Genomic DNA, 12,244 nt, shown 5'->3' with positions numbered 1-12,244 from the left:
CGGCGAGTGGCTGCCCGCCATGGCCCGGCTGATCCTGTTCAACAAACCCTTCGGGGTCCTGTCGCAATTCACCGATCGCGGCTCTCCGACGGCGCGCGCGACCCTGTCCGATTATGTCGCGGTGAAAGGCGTCTATCCCGCCGGGCGGCTCGACCGCGACAGCGAGGGCTTGCTGCTGCTGTGCGACGACGGGCGGCTCCAGGCGCGGATCGCCGATCCCCGGTTCAAGCTGCCCAAGACCTACCTCGTGCAGGTCGAAGGCGAGCCGCAGAAGCCGCAGCTCCAGCGCCTGCGGCAAGGCGTCGAGCTCAACGACGGCATGACCCTCCCGGCCGACGTCACCGGGATCGATGAGCCTGCGCTGTGGCCGCGCGATCCGCCGATCCGCGTCCGCAAGGCGATCCCCGACTGCTGGCTCCGCCTCACCATTCGCGAAGGGCGCAACCGGCAGGTGCGCCGGATGACCGCTGCGGTCGGGCTGCCGACTCTTCGGCTGGTCCGCTGGTCGGTCGGCGACTGGACGGTGGCGGGCATCGCGCCGGGCGAATTCACCGAAATCTCGGTATAGCCGGGTCCCGCCGCACCCCTATAGGACCCGAGAACGCCCGATCCGATGAACTATCGCCATTCCTTCCATGCTGGAAACAGCGCCGACGTGGTCAAGCACAGCCTGCTGATCGCCCTCGTTCGCGCGCTTCAGCAGAAGCCCGGCGCGCTGACCCTGATCGACACCCACGCCGGTTGCGGCCTTTACGACCTAGAGGGCGACACCGCCCAGCGTACCGGCGAGGCGATGCACGGCGTGATGCGCGCCTTTGCCGACCATGACCCTCTGCTCGACGACTATCGCGCCGCCGTCCGCGCGGTGAACGAGGGCGACGATCCGCGCTTCTACCCCGGCTCGCCGCGGGTGCTGGAGCAGCTCCTGCGCCCGCAGGACGTGCTGATCCTGAACGAAATGCATCCCGAGGATGCAAAGGCCCTGCGCGCCGCGATGCGCGGCACCCCTGCCGCCGTCCACCAGCGCGACGCCTACGAATTATGGCTCGCGTTGCTTCCGACCAGGACCCCGCGCGGCATGGTGGTGGTGGACCCGCCCTTCGAACAGACCGACGAGCGCGCGCGGATCACGGCCACGCTTGCCGCCGCGCATCGCAAATGGGCGCATGGCGTGACGGTGATCTGGTATCCGCTCAAGGACCGCGACACGCACGAACGCTGGAAAGCCCAGCTCGGCCGGCTCGGCATCCCCAAGTTCATGACGATCGAGCATTGGCTGTACGACGCCGATCAGCCGGGCATCTACAACGGCGCCGGCCTGTTCATCGTCAATCCGCCCTATGCCTTCACCCAGGGCCTGCCGCCGATGCTCGAGGCCCTTCGCGCGGCGCTTGCGCCGGAGGGTCACAGCGGCACGTTGACCGGCGAATGGTTGGTCCGCTGAGCCTGTCATGGGAGCAAGGCGGAAGGTGAAGGCGTTCACGGTGCGATGGACGAGCGGCAGATCTCAATGAGCGGTTCAACCCTCACCCTTGCCACCTACAACATGCGCAAGGCGGTCGGCCTCGACCGTCGCCGCGATCCCGGCCGCATCCTTGCGGTGCTGGAGGAGGTCGGGGCCGACATCGTCGCGCTGCAGGAAGCCGACCGTCGCACCGGCGGTCGCGCCTCGGCGATCCCGCACGACCTGATCGAAGGCCATGGCCACTGGCTGCCGGTCCCGCTCGGCGTGCGCAACCGGCGTGCGCTCGACCGGCTGCCCAAGGTCGGGGCGCGGGTCGACGAATGGCTCAAGGTCGATACCCGCAACATCGGCTGGCACGGCAATGCGATCCTGGTCCGGCCCGAAGTCGGCGTGCTCGACGTGGTGGCGCTCGACCTGCCGACGCTTGAACCGCGCGGCGCGGTGCTGGTGGAGCTTCTGGTGCGCGACCGCCCGATCCGAATCGTCGGCCTTCATCTCGACCTCAGCGGCCTGTGGCGCCGCCGCCAGTTGAAGGCGATCCACGAAGCGGTGGCCGCCCGCCCGCACAAGATGCCGACGGTGATGATGGGCGACACCAACGAATGGCGCACCACCGCCGCCTGCCTGCGCGATCTCGAGCCCGATTATGCGATCGTCGCGCCGGGCCCCAGCTTCCATGCCCGCCGGCCGATGGCGGTGCTCGATCGCCTGTTCGTCGACCACTCGCTCACGGTCGAAGCGTCCGGAGTCCATGTCAGTGAGCTGGCCCAGGTCGCCAGCGATCACCTGCCGGTATGGGCGCGGGTAGGGTGGTAGCGCTTTAGGCCGCCTTGCCCTGGATCGCGCGCTGCCGGCGCCGCTGGACGCTCGACCCGATCCCCACCGCTTCGCGATATTTGGCCACCGTGCGCCGGGCCAGCACCATGCCCTGCTCCTTGAGCAGGTCGACCAGCTGGTCGTCGCTCAGCACTTCGGTTTCGGCCGCCACCAGCCGCTGGATCGCCGCCTTGACCGCGTCGGCGCTGGCGCCCTCGCCATCCTCGGCTGCGACCCCGCTCGAAAAGAAGCTGCGAAGCTCGAACAGGCCATGGTCGCACAGCAGGCTTTTCGCCGCCGCCACCCGGCTGACCGTGCTTTCGTGCATCTCCACCGCCTCGGCGACCTTGGCCATGGTCAGCGGGCGCAGGGCTCGTACGCCGTCGCGGAAGAAGCCTTCCTGCGCGGTGACGATCGCGCTTGCGACCTTGACGATGGTCCGCGCGCGCTGGTCGAGGGCGCGGACCAGCCATGACGCGCTTTGATACTGCTCTGACAGCCACGCCCGGCTCTTGCGGTCGCCGGCCGAGGCGGTCTTCAGCTCCTGGTGATAGCGCCGGTTGACCAGCACCCGGGGCAGGGTGGCGGGGTTCAATTCGACCACGAAGCCGGTCCGGGTCTGGCGGACCAGCACGTCGGGCTCGGCCGCGGTCTGCGGTTCGGCGGCGAAGCGGCAACCGGGCTTGGGGTCATAGGCGCGAAGCTCGCGGATCATGTCCGCCAGATCCTCGTCATCGACCCCGCAGATCCGCTTCAGGGCGGCGGTCTGCCCGCGCGACAGCAGGTCGAGGTTGGCGATCAGCCGCGCCATCGCCGGATCGTAGCGGTCCGCCGCCTTGGCCTGCAGCGCCAGGCATTCGGCAAGGTTGCGCGCCCCGACTCCCGCCGGATCGAGCGCCTGGACCTGCCTGAGGCCTGCCTCGACCTCTTTGATCGACACTTCCAGCGCCGCGGCAATGTCCTTGAGCGGCGTGGTCAGCCAGCCGGTTTCCTCCAGTTCGTGGACGATCGCCTCCGCGACCCGCCCGGCGCCGTGCAGCTGGCCCATCAGATGCTCGCACAGGCCCGTCTCGCAACTCGCCAGCCGGTCGAAGTCGAACCCGTCGTCCTGCGCCGCGCCGATCTCGTAGCCGGCGTCGGTTTCCCCCGCCGCCTCGCGCCAGTCGCTGTCCAGCGCCTCGTCACCGCGCCCGCCAAGCTCGTCGGCGCCCTTGGGGTCGGCCGGCGCGTCGCCATATTCGACGTCCTCGCGCACCACCACGTCGCCCTCGCTGCCCATCTCCAGCAGCGGGTTCTTGGCCAGCTCGTCGGCGATCGCGGCCTCGACCTCGAGGTTGGTCAGCTGGAGGAGCTTGATCGCGGCCTGAAGCTGCTGGCTCATCACCAGCGACTGGGAAGCGCGGAGGTGAAGTCCCGGTCCCAGTCCCATCTGCCGCGCCTAAGTCCTTACAATTCAAACGATTCGCCGAGATACAGCCGGCGCACGTCCTGGTCCGCGACCAGTGCTTCCGGAGTTCCGGCGAACAGCACCTGGCCGTCGTAGATGATGCAGGCGCGGTCGACGATGTCCAGCGTTTCGCGGACATTATGGTCGGTGATCAGGACCCCGATGTCGCGCCCCTTGAGGTCGCGGACGAGGTCGCGGATGTCGCTGATGCTGATCGGGTCGATGCCCGCGAACGGCTCGTCGAGCAGCATGATCTTGGGGTCGGCGGCAAGCGCCCGGGCGATCTCGCAGCGGCGCCGTTCGCCGCCCGACAGCGCCATCGCAGGCGACGCTCGAAGACCGGTCAGCCCGAACTCGCCAAGCAATTGCTCGAGCCGGGCGGCGCGCGCGTCGCGATCGGGCTCGGCCACTTCCAGCACCGCCATGATGTTCTGTTCGACCGTCAGCCCGCGAAAAATGCTGGTTTCCTGCGGCAGGTAGCCGAGGCCGAGGATCGCCCGGCGGTACATCGGCAACGGGGTGATGTCCCGCCCGTCCATCATGATCCGGCCATGGTCGGGCTTCACCAGCCCCATCACCGAATAGAAGCAGGTGGTCTTGCCGGCGCCGTTGGGGCCCAGCAGCCCGACCACCTCGCCGCGATGCACTTCCAGGCTGACGTCGCGCAGGACCTGCCGCTTGTCGTAGCTCTTGGCGATGCTGCGGACCTCGAGCCCGCGCATGGCGGCTGGCGGGGCGTCGTCCGCCGCCAGGGGGATGGCGCTGGCCTCGTTCACCGGGTCAGCCGCCGCGGCGCTGGGGAACGGTGAAGCGCCCAGTCACCCGGCCGCCGCTTTCGCCGACCCCGGCCGGCCCGCCGTCGACCACCGCGCGCCCGCTATCGAGGTCGATGGTCATCCGCCCGCCGCTGATCCGCGAATCGCCGCGCTGCAGCTGGACCGAACCGATCAGGGTGATCAGCCGCCGGTTGAGGTCGTAAATTCCGAAATCGCCGCGCGCGGTCTCGGACGGGCTGCGCACCACCACCCCGCCGCTGGCGTCGAGCCGATCGATCTGGAGCCCGCCGGCGCTGGTGTAGGCGACGGTGAGCCGCTCGGTATCGAGGGCGAGCTCGGCCTGGCGGACCTTGACGTTGCCGGCGAAGATCGCGCGGTCGGCGCGGTCCTGCACCTCGATCCGGTCGCTCGCCACGTCGATCGGGGCATTGCTGTCATGCCCCTTCAGCGCGGACACCGGCCCACCCTGCGTCTGGGCAAGTGCGACGCCTCCGGCCATGGTGGCGGCCAGCGCGAACGCGGCGACGAGGTTGGAGAATTTGCCCATGCGGCTCATCTGACCGTGCCGGGCGTGATTTTCAACCGCGCACCGCCATCCAGTACCACGACCCGGCTGTCGAGATCGGCCCGCATCCGCCCCGCGCTGAAGGTGCCCAGCGCCAGCTTGCCGGTCACCGCGCCGTTGAGCGCCACCTGCCGGGTGCCGAGATCGGCCGACATGTTGTCCGCGTTGAAGCTTCCGACCGGCATCTGCCCGCCGGTCTGGCCGGTGCTCCGGACCTGCCGGCTCTTGAGGTCGATCAGCACGTCGCGGGTGACCAGCTGCTCGCCGTCGGGTCCGCTGACCCGCACCGGGCCGCTGACCGCTACCTGCTGCCGGTCGAGGTCATAGCGCCCCCGCAGCGCCTCGATGGTCGCCGGCCCTTGGGCCAGCCCAAGCCGCGCGCGCATGCCGTTGATGTCGACCACCGGCACGTTGCTGGTCTGCTGCACCGCGCGGTCGGCGATCAGCACGAACGGCTGTCCCTTGTCGTCGGTCCCGCTGTAGCGCGCCGCCTCGATCTTCATCCGCTCCTCGGCCCGGCCGACATCCTTCTTGTCGAGGATGAAGCTGACTTCCTGGTCCTCGGTCAGCGGGAGCATCAGGAAGATGGCCGCGACCACGCCCACCGCCGACGGCAGTGCGATCTTGAGCGTGCTGACCAGCTTGTCGTGCCGGCTTCCCGGCTCCGCCCAATGCTGCGCCTTTTCGCGCTGGAGGTTGGCGGCTTCGCTCATCAGCTGTGCGCGAAGATGTCCGTCTCGGGCCAGCCGGCAAGGTCGAGCTCGGCGCGCGCCGGAAGGAAGTCGAAGCAGGATTGCGCAAGCGCCATCCGCCCCTCGCGCTGCAGCCGGACGTCGAGCTTTTCCTTCAAGGCATGGAGGTAGCGCACGTCGCTTGCGGCATAGTCGCGCTGGGCGTCGCTGAGCTCGGGCCCGCCCCAGTCGCTGGTCTGCTGCTGCTTGTTGATGTCGGTGCCGAGCAGCTCTTTCACAAGCTCCTTGAGGCCGTGGCGGTCGGTATAGGTCCGCACCAGCCGCGAGGCGGTCCGGGTGCAGTACAACGGGGCGGCCATGATCCCGAGGTAATGGCGCATGATGGCGATGTCGAAGCGCGCGAAATGATAGAGCTTGAGCCGGTCAGGATCGCCGAGCAGCGCCTTGAGGTTGGGCGCGGCATAGTCGCTGCCGGGCGAAAAGCGGACCAAATGCTCGTTGCCGCTGCCATCGCTGAGCTGGACTAGGCACAGCCGGTCGCGCCCCGGGTGGAGCCCCATCGCCTCCGTATCGACGGCGATCGGTCCGTCTGAGAACAGATCCTGCGAGGGCAAGTCTTCTTCGTGGAAAGTGATGGCCATGATGCTGCGCTACCCTGTGCTTCACGCCCGCTTAACGGGTGATGACGCCAAGGCCTAGACAAACGGCTAGAGCAATGCCCTTTTTTCCTGTAGGGTCGCAGACGGAATCATGTCCCTCGGGGCATGTCGTGACCGGTTGCGCCGTTGAGCCCAGCGCGTTGGTTTGAATAGAATCGGGTTCGAGGAAGTTTGCACGGGCATGGGTTACGATCGAGGGCGTAAGGGCGACCGCGGTGGTCGCGGACGCGACAGCAAGGGTGATTTCGGCGGCGGTGGCGGCGATTTCGGTGGCGGCGGCTTTGGCGGCGGCGACTTCGGCGGCGGCGGCTTCGGCGGTGGTGACCGCTTCGGCGGCGGCGGCGGCGGTGGATACCGTGGCGGTGGCGGCGGCGGTTACGGCGGCGGCGGTGGCGGTGGCGGTGGCTATCGCGGCGGCGGTGGCGGCGGCTTCGGCGGCGGCGGCGGCGATCGCTTCGGCGGTGGCGGCGGCGGTCGCTTTGGCGGCGGCGGCGGCGGCGGTGGTTTCCGCGGCGGCGGTGGCGGCGGTGCCGGTGGCGGCATGCCCCCGCAGGTCGTTGGCGAAGGCAAGGGCGTCGTCAAGTTCTTCAACCCGCAGAAGGGCTTCGGCTTCGTGGTCCGCGATGACGGCGGCGAAGACGTGTTCGTGCACATCTCGGCGGTCGAACAGGCGGGTCTCACCGACCTCGCCGACGGTCAGCCGCTGGAGTTCACGCTGGTCGATCGCGGCGGGCGTATCTCGGCGACCAACCTCCGCATCGACGGCGAACCGCTTGCGGTTGAGCGCGCCGCGGCCGCGCCGCAGCGTCAGCTGACCGGCGAAAAGGCTTCGGGCACCGTCAAGTTCTTCAACGCCATGAAGGGCTTCGGCTTCATCCAGCGCGATGACGGACAGCCGGACGCGTTTGTCCACGTTTCGGCCGTCGAGCGCGCCGGAATGACCAGCCTCAACGAAGGCGACCGGCTCGAGTTCGAACTCGAAGTCGACCGCCGGGGCAAGCATGCGGCCGTGAACCTCAGCCCGCTTCAGGGCTAAGGATCGGTCTCACTCGCGTTCGCGCGAGGGGCAAGAAAGGCTCGCCGGGCACTCCCGGCGGGCCTTTTTCTTTGCCTTCAGTCCTTGCGGAACGGCAGCTCGGTCCGCAGCGCTTCCAGTTCGAACTGCATCGCCTCGCGCTCGCGCAGCAGGAAGTCGGCGACCGCCGACCGGAATTGCGGATGCGGGATGAAGTGGACACTGCGGGTCAGCACCGGCTCGTAGCCGCGGGCCAGCTTGTGCTCGCCCTGCGCCCCGGCCTGCACCGTGCCCAGGCCTTGCGCGATCGCCCAGTCGATCGCCTGGTAATAGCAAAGCTCGAAGTGCAGGAACGGCACTTCCTCGCTGCACCCCCAATAGCGGCCGTACAGCGTGTCCTCGCCCACCCAGTTGAGCGCTCCGGCGATCGGCCTTCCGTCCCGCTCCGCCAGGAACAGCAGCAACTGGTCGCCCAGCCGCTCGACCGCGGACCGGAAGAAGGCGCGGGTGAGATAGGGTTGGCCCCATTTGCGGCTTCCGGTGTCCTGGTAGAACCGCCACATCGCGTCCATCTCGGGCGCGCCAATCTCGGCCCCGCGAAGATGGCGGAAGGTCAGCCCCTCGCGCGCTGCGGCGCGCTCCTTGCGGATGACCTTGCGCTTTCGGCTGCTGCAGCGGGCCAGGAAGCCGTCGAAGTCGCTCTCCCCAGCGCCGTGCCAGTGGAACTGCACCCCGTGCCGGACCAGCCAGCCGCGCCCCTCCGCGATGTCGGCCTCCTCCTCGGAAAGGAAGGTCGCGTGCGCCGACGACAGGCCGTTCTGCTGCACCAGTGTCTCGGCGGCGGCCAGCACCAGCCCCGGCTGCGCCCCCAGCAGCCGGCGTCCGACCACCGGGGTGAACGGCACCGCAATCTGCAGCTTGGGATAATAGTCCCCGCCCGCGCGGCTCCAGGCATCGGCCCAGCCATGGTCGAACACATATTCGCCCTGGCTGTGGGACTTGAGGTAAGCGGGCGCGGCGCCGATCGTCTCGCCGCCTTGGCTGATCAGCAGCGGCAGGGGGCTCCAGCCGCTGCCACCGCCAACGCTGCCCGATTCCTCCAGCGCAAGCAGGAACGCATGGCTCAGGAACGGATCGGCCGGTCCCGCCAGCGCGTCCCACGTCGAAGCCTCCACCGATGCGAAGGATTCGGCGATACGCGCCTCGACAGGATCATGGTCGGCCATCGCCCTCCCAGATAAGCGCATCGACCCGATCCGAAAGGGCTTCGCGCTCCACGGCGGTGCGAACCGTCCAGCTGGAAACCGGCCAGCGCCGCCGCGCCGCCGCCACCCACGGCCTCGCCGCCGCCGCCGTCTCGACCGCGAGGAAGGTGGGACGCGCCACGCCCAGCATCGCGAAGCGCCGCCAGCCGGGCGTCGCATCGGCGATGACCAGCCCGCGCGGAATGTCCGGGGCATGCCGCGCGAACCATGCCCCGACCCTCGGATCGAAGCTCATCACACCCGCCGGCCCGCGATGCCGGGCAAGGTCGCGCGCCACCGTCCGGCACAGCAGGTCGATCGGCGGCGGCGGATCGCCCGCCCGCGTCTTCAGCTCCAGCAGCAGCGGCGTGTCGTCACCGGCCAGTTCCAGCAGCGCGCCAAGCCAGGGAATGCGCTCGACGGTTGCGCCAAGCGGCAGCGCCATCAGCGTTGCGGCGTGCACCGATTCGGTTTCCGCCGCGATCCCGCACATCCGCTCGAGGCTGGAATCGTGAAACAGCATCGCGAAGCCGTCGCGGCTCAGCCGCAGGTCGCACTCGATCCCCGCCCCCGCGGCGATCGCGGCGCGGAACGCCGCCATGCTGTTCTCGGGAACGCCGGGACCGTGCCGGCCGCGATGCGCGAAGCCGGCCGTCCCAGCGAAGAGCCGCTCAGTCGCGGACCTCGACAATCGCATCCACCTCGACCGCGACGCCAAGCGGCAGCGCCGGTACGCCGACCGCCGCGCGCGAGTGGCGGCCGGCTTCGCCGAACACGTCCTGCATCAGCTCCGATGCGCCGTTGGCGACCTTGGGCTGGTCGGTGAAATCGCCGGTCGAATTGACGAACACGCCGAGCTTCACGATCCGGCTGACCCGGTCGAGCGAACCGCCGAGCGCTTGGGCGACCTGCGCCAGCACCATCAGCCCGCAGCGGCGCGCGGCTTCCTGGCCGGCCTCGAGGCTCATGTCCTCGCCCAGCCGGCCGGTGATCCGGCTGCCGTCCTCGGCAAAGCTGACCTGGCCCGACACGAACAGCAGGTTGCCGCTCTGGACCACGGGAACATAAGCCGCGACCGGGGCGGCGGCTTCGGGAAGGGTGATGCCGAGTTCGGCGAGGCGCTGGTCGATGCTCATGCGCGCCGAGTGGCTTCTTGCGCGCCCGAGGTCAAGATTGGCGGGTCATCGCGAAGCCGGCCCAGCTCTGGCGGGTCGGCATCAGCTCGATCGAATTGAAGTTGAGATGCGGCGGCTGGCTCGCCACCCACAGGATGGTGCCCGCAAGATCCTCCGCCGTCATCGGCTCGACCCCGGCATAAAGCGCGTCCGATGCCGCCTGGTCGCCGCCGTTGCGGACCACCGTGAACTCGGTCTCGGCCATGCCCGGCTCGATCGAGGTCACCCTGACCCCGGTTCCGGCAAGGTCGTTGCGCAGGGCCAGGCTGAACTGGCGCACGAACGCCTTGGTCCCGCCGTACACCGCGCCGCCGCGATACGGGTAATTGCCCGCCACCGACGACAGGTTCACGACCAGTCCGCGGGCGGCGATCAGCTTGGGCAGGCAGGCCCGGGTCAGCGCGACCAGCCCGGTGACATTGGTGTCGAGAACGGTCTTGAGGTCGTCCCACTTGCTGTCCTGCAGGTCGGCCATCGGCGGTGCCAGCCCGGCATTATTGACGAGGCAGTCGATCCCCGCCCACTCGCCATCGAGCTTCGCCAGCGTCTCGACCTCGTCGAGGTGTTGCATGTCGATACTGAGCGGAAGGAAGGCAGCGCCAAGCTCTTCCTGCAGCGCCTTCAGCCGCTCCTCGCGCCGACCGGTCCCGATCACCCGCCAGCCAGCCCCTACGAAGGCGCGAGCGGAGGCGGCGCCGATCCCCGCGGTGGCGCCGGTGATGAGGCAGGTCTTCATTGATTTCGGCCTTCCAGTCGTTCGAGGATCCAGGGAGTGGCTTCCGCCCAGTCGTCGATCCGGGCGTGGGCCGCCGCGGCCGGTGGGGTGACTGCGGCAAGGCTCGGCTCGGCGATCATGTGCAGGCGGAAGGTTTCGGGCGAATGCGCCGCCACCGAGGCGTGGTGCTGGGCAAGGTCGTCGACGAACACGCTGCGCGTCGCCCGGTGCCGCTCGATGATCGACTTCAGCGGCTCGCCCTTGCCCCCGCTATTGCAGACCACCTCATGATGGATGTCGTGGGCCGCCAGCTGCTCGACCCGCCACGGATGCGCCTTGTGCGGAAGGTTGGTGAGGATCACGATGTCCGCCGTCTCGCCGATCCGGCCAAGCGCCTCGACCGCGCCCGGCACCAAGGTCTGCCGGCCCATCTCCCCTTCGAAGAAGCGCCCCAGGTAGGACCAGACCTCGGCCTTGGGCACCACCTCGCCGCTGGCCCGATATTTCAGCGCCTGCGACATGTCACCGTCTTCGGGCCGGAACAGCACGTCCTCGGCTTCTTCCAGCCAGGAGGAGAAGTGGCGGACCATGTGGAGCAGGACTTCGTCGCAATCGGTAATCAGGATCGGTCGGTTCATGGCTCGAGAGCGATCCGGGCGGCAACCAGTTCCTGCGGCTTGATCCCAAGCATGTCGGCGACCGCCAGCAGGTCGGGCTCATGGTCCTCGAGGAAGCGCAGAACGGCGACCAGCACCGCCGGCTCGGCCGCGCGATGACGCAGGTCGTCGGGGGTCAGTCCGGTCAGCGACAGCAGCCGCGAGGCGCGCGCTTCGTCCCCCAGCGAGACGGCAAGCGCCTGCAGGGCAACCGTTATGGAGTCACTGTCGTTTGGGCTTGGCCGGATCATCGCCTATACTGAATCCATGAGGAGTGCTTGAACATGGCCAGGATCCTGGTTGTCGAGGACAATGCGCTCAACATCAAGCTGTTCTGCGACCTGCTTGCGGCCCATGGCCATGACGCACGCCCGGTGACCGACAGCAGGCTCGCGCTCGACGCGGCCAAGGATTTCCGCCCCAACCTCGTCATCACCGACATCCAGCTGCCCTACATCAGCGGCCTCGAACTCATTCGCGCCATCCGTCAGGAGCCGGGGCTGGCCGACGTGCCGATCATGGCGGTGACCGCTTATGCCGGGCAGGGCGACGACGACCGGATCCGCGCCGCCGGGGCGCAGGCCTATGTTTCCAAGCCGATCTCGGTCGCTCGCTTCGTTCAGGAAGTCAGCGCGCTGCTGCCTAAGGAAGCCTCGGTCGCCTGACCGGCGGGGTACGCCGGCCACTCCCGCCGTGGACTGGCGGCACACGCAGAAAAGGGCGCCGAGGCGCCCTCCCACCGCTCGAAGCGGCTCCGTGCTGCGCAATTCCGACCGCCGGCCGGAATCGCAATCCCGCAGGATTACTTGATCTTGGCTTCCTTGAACTCGACGTGCTTGCGCACGACCGGGTCATACTTGCGGAAGGTCATCTTCTCGGTCGTGTTGCGCGGGTTCTTCTTGGTCACGTAGAAGAAGCCGGTATCGGCCGTGCTGACGAGCTTGATCTTGACGGTTGCCGGCTTGGCCATCGTGGTGCACCCAAAGCTTGAAAAAGAAAGAGCGGCCCGAAGCCGCCCG

Annotated in this window: 17 protein-coding genes; 5 read left to right on the top strand and 12 right to left on the bottom strand. The window is 68.7% G+C overall.

The features are described 5' to 3' along the window. Positions 1 to 19 precede the first annotated feature (19 nt). From GGQ97_RS02890 to GGQ97_RS02880, 3 genes are all read left to right on the top strand, one after another. Positions 20 to 568: a pseudouridine synthase gene (locus GGQ97_RS02890; protein ID WP_168067550.1), complete on the top strand. Its 549-nt coding sequence runs from the start codon at positions 20 to 22 to the stop codon at positions 566 to 568. 45 nt (positions 569 to 613) lie between these two features. Next, complete coding sequence (locus tag GGQ97_RS02885; protein WP_168067549.1) at positions 614 to 1,444, top strand: 23S rRNA (adenine(2030)-N(6))-methyltransferase RlmJ; 831 nt, start codon at positions 614 to 616, stop codon at positions 1,442 to 1,444. Positions 1,445 to 1,510: 66 nt separating this feature from the next. Next, entirely contained in the window at positions 1,511 to 2,281 is a 771-nt protein-coding gene (locus tag GGQ97_RS02880; RefSeq protein ID WP_168067548.1) for an endonuclease/exonuclease/phosphatase family protein, read from the top strand. A gap of 4 nt (positions 2,282 to 2,285) precedes the next feature. On the opposite strand, the gene rpoN is transcribed toward GGQ97_RS02880, so the two are convergent. The 5 genes from rpoN to GGQ97_RS02855 are packed head-to-tail and all read right to left on the bottom strand — an operon-like array spanning position 2,286 to position 6,402. Then, entirely contained in the window at positions 2,286 to 3,710 is a 1,425-nt protein-coding gene (rpoN, locus tag GGQ97_RS02875; RefSeq protein ID WP_168067547.1) for an RNA polymerase factor sigma-54, read from the bottom strand. A 17-nt stretch (positions 3,711 to 3,727) separates the two neighbouring features. Next, positions 3,728 to 4,450, bottom strand: coding sequence for an LPS export ABC transporter ATP-binding protein (lptB, locus tag GGQ97_RS02870; RefSeq protein WP_168070664.1), 723 nt, complete (start codon positions 4,448 to 4,450; stop codon positions 3,728 to 3,730). A gap of 58 nt (positions 4,451 to 4,508) precedes the next feature. Then, positions 4,509 to 5,060 carry an LptA/OstA family protein gene (locus GGQ97_RS02865; protein WP_168067546.1) on the bottom strand — a complete coding sequence of 184 codons (552 nt, stop codon included), beginning with the start codon at positions 5,058 to 5,060 and terminating at the stop codon, positions 4,509 to 4,511. Beyond that, the gene (gene lptC, locus GGQ97_RS02860; RefSeq protein ID WP_168067545.1) at positions 5,057 to 5,782 is read right to left on the bottom strand and encodes an LPS export ABC transporter periplasmic protein LptC; all 726 of its coding nucleotides are present in this window, start codon (positions 5,780 to 5,782) and stop codon (positions 5,057 to 5,059) included. The genes GGQ97_RS02865 and lptC overlap by 4 nt, the downstream gene beginning before the upstream one ends. Beyond that, the gene (locus GGQ97_RS02855) at positions 5,782 to 6,402 is read right to left on the bottom strand and encodes a ribonuclease D (RefSeq protein ID WP_168067544.1); all 621 of its coding nucleotides are present in this window, start codon (positions 6,400 to 6,402) and stop codon (positions 5,782 to 5,784) included. The genes lptC and GGQ97_RS02855 overlap by 1 nt, the downstream gene beginning before the upstream one ends. A gap of 199 nt (positions 6,403 to 6,601) precedes the next feature. Here GGQ97_RS02855 and GGQ97_RS14500 point away from each other — a divergent pair, with 199 nt between their 5' ends. Continuing rightward, the gene (locus GGQ97_RS14500; RefSeq protein ID WP_168067543.1) at positions 6,602 to 7,456 is read left to right on the top strand and encodes a cold-shock protein; all 855 of its coding nucleotides are present in this window, start codon (positions 6,602 to 6,604) and stop codon (positions 7,454 to 7,456) included. A 77-nt stretch (positions 7,457 to 7,533) separates the two neighbouring features. Here GGQ97_RS14500 and GGQ97_RS02845 read toward each other — a convergent pair whose 3' ends face one another. From GGQ97_RS02845 to GGQ97_RS02820, 6 genes are read right to left on the bottom strand one after another with little or no spacing between them, the layout of a single operon-like run. After that, positions 7,534 to 8,661 carry a GNAT family N-acetyltransferase gene (locus GGQ97_RS02845; protein WP_168067542.1) on the bottom strand — a complete coding sequence of 376 codons (1,128 nt, stop codon included), beginning with the start codon at positions 8,659 to 8,661 and terminating at the stop codon, positions 7,534 to 7,536. Next, a complete protein-coding gene (locus tag GGQ97_RS02840) occupies positions 8,648 to 9,370 on the bottom strand; it encodes a glycerophosphodiester phosphodiesterase family protein (RefSeq protein WP_168067541.1) in 723 nt (240 codons plus the stop codon). Before GGQ97_RS02840 ends, GGQ97_RS02845 begins: the two co-directional genes overlap by 14 nt. Further along, on the bottom strand, positions 9,351 to 9,815 hold the full coding sequence (locus tag GGQ97_RS02835) for a RidA family protein (protein ID WP_168067540.1): 465 nt from the start codon (positions 9,813 to 9,815) through the stop codon (positions 9,351 to 9,353). Before GGQ97_RS02835 ends, GGQ97_RS02840 begins: the two co-directional genes overlap by 20 nt. A gap of 31 nt (positions 9,816 to 9,846) precedes the next feature. Beyond that, positions 9,847 to 10,590 carry an SDR family NAD(P)-dependent oxidoreductase gene (locus GGQ97_RS02830; RefSeq protein ID WP_168067539.1) on the bottom strand — a complete coding sequence of 248 codons (744 nt, stop codon included), beginning with the start codon at positions 10,588 to 10,590 and terminating at the stop codon, positions 9,847 to 9,849. Then, positions 10,587 to 11,207: an HAD family hydrolase gene (locus GGQ97_RS02825; RefSeq protein ID WP_168067538.1), complete on the bottom strand. Its 621-nt coding sequence runs from the start codon at positions 11,205 to 11,207 to the stop codon at positions 10,587 to 10,589. The genes GGQ97_RS02830 and GGQ97_RS02825 overlap by 4 nt, the downstream gene beginning before the upstream one ends. After that, the gene (locus GGQ97_RS02820) at positions 11,204 to 11,476 is read right to left on the bottom strand and encodes a DUF3572 domain-containing protein (protein ID WP_168067537.1); all 273 of its coding nucleotides are present in this window, start codon (positions 11,474 to 11,476) and stop codon (positions 11,204 to 11,206) included. Before GGQ97_RS02820 ends, GGQ97_RS02825 begins: the two co-directional genes overlap by 4 nt. 33 nt (positions 11,477 to 11,509) lie before the next feature. Here GGQ97_RS02820 and GGQ97_RS02815 point away from each other — a divergent pair, with 33 nt between their 5' ends. Next, positions 11,510 to 11,890 (top strand): response regulator, encoded by a 381-nt coding sequence (locus GGQ97_RS02815; RefSeq protein ID WP_168067536.1) that lies wholly within the window; start codon positions 11,510 to 11,512, stop codon positions 11,888 to 11,890. 137 nt (positions 11,891 to 12,027) lie between these two features. Here the strand turns inward: GGQ97_RS02815 and rpmG are convergent, their stop codons facing one another. Beyond that, a complete protein-coding gene (gene rpmG, locus GGQ97_RS02810) occupies positions 12,028 to 12,195 on the bottom strand; it encodes a 50S ribosomal protein L33 (RefSeq protein WP_160736254.1) in 168 nt (55 codons plus the stop codon). Positions 12,196 to 12,244 lie beyond the last annotated feature (49 nt).

This window comes from Sphingomonas kaistensis (assembly GCF_011927725.1).
Taxonomy (GTDB): Bacteria; Pseudomonadota; Alphaproteobacteria; order Sphingomonadales; family Sphingomonadaceae; genus Sphingomicrobium; species Sphingomicrobium kaistense.
This window is presented reverse-complemented; position numbering and strand designations above follow the sequence as displayed.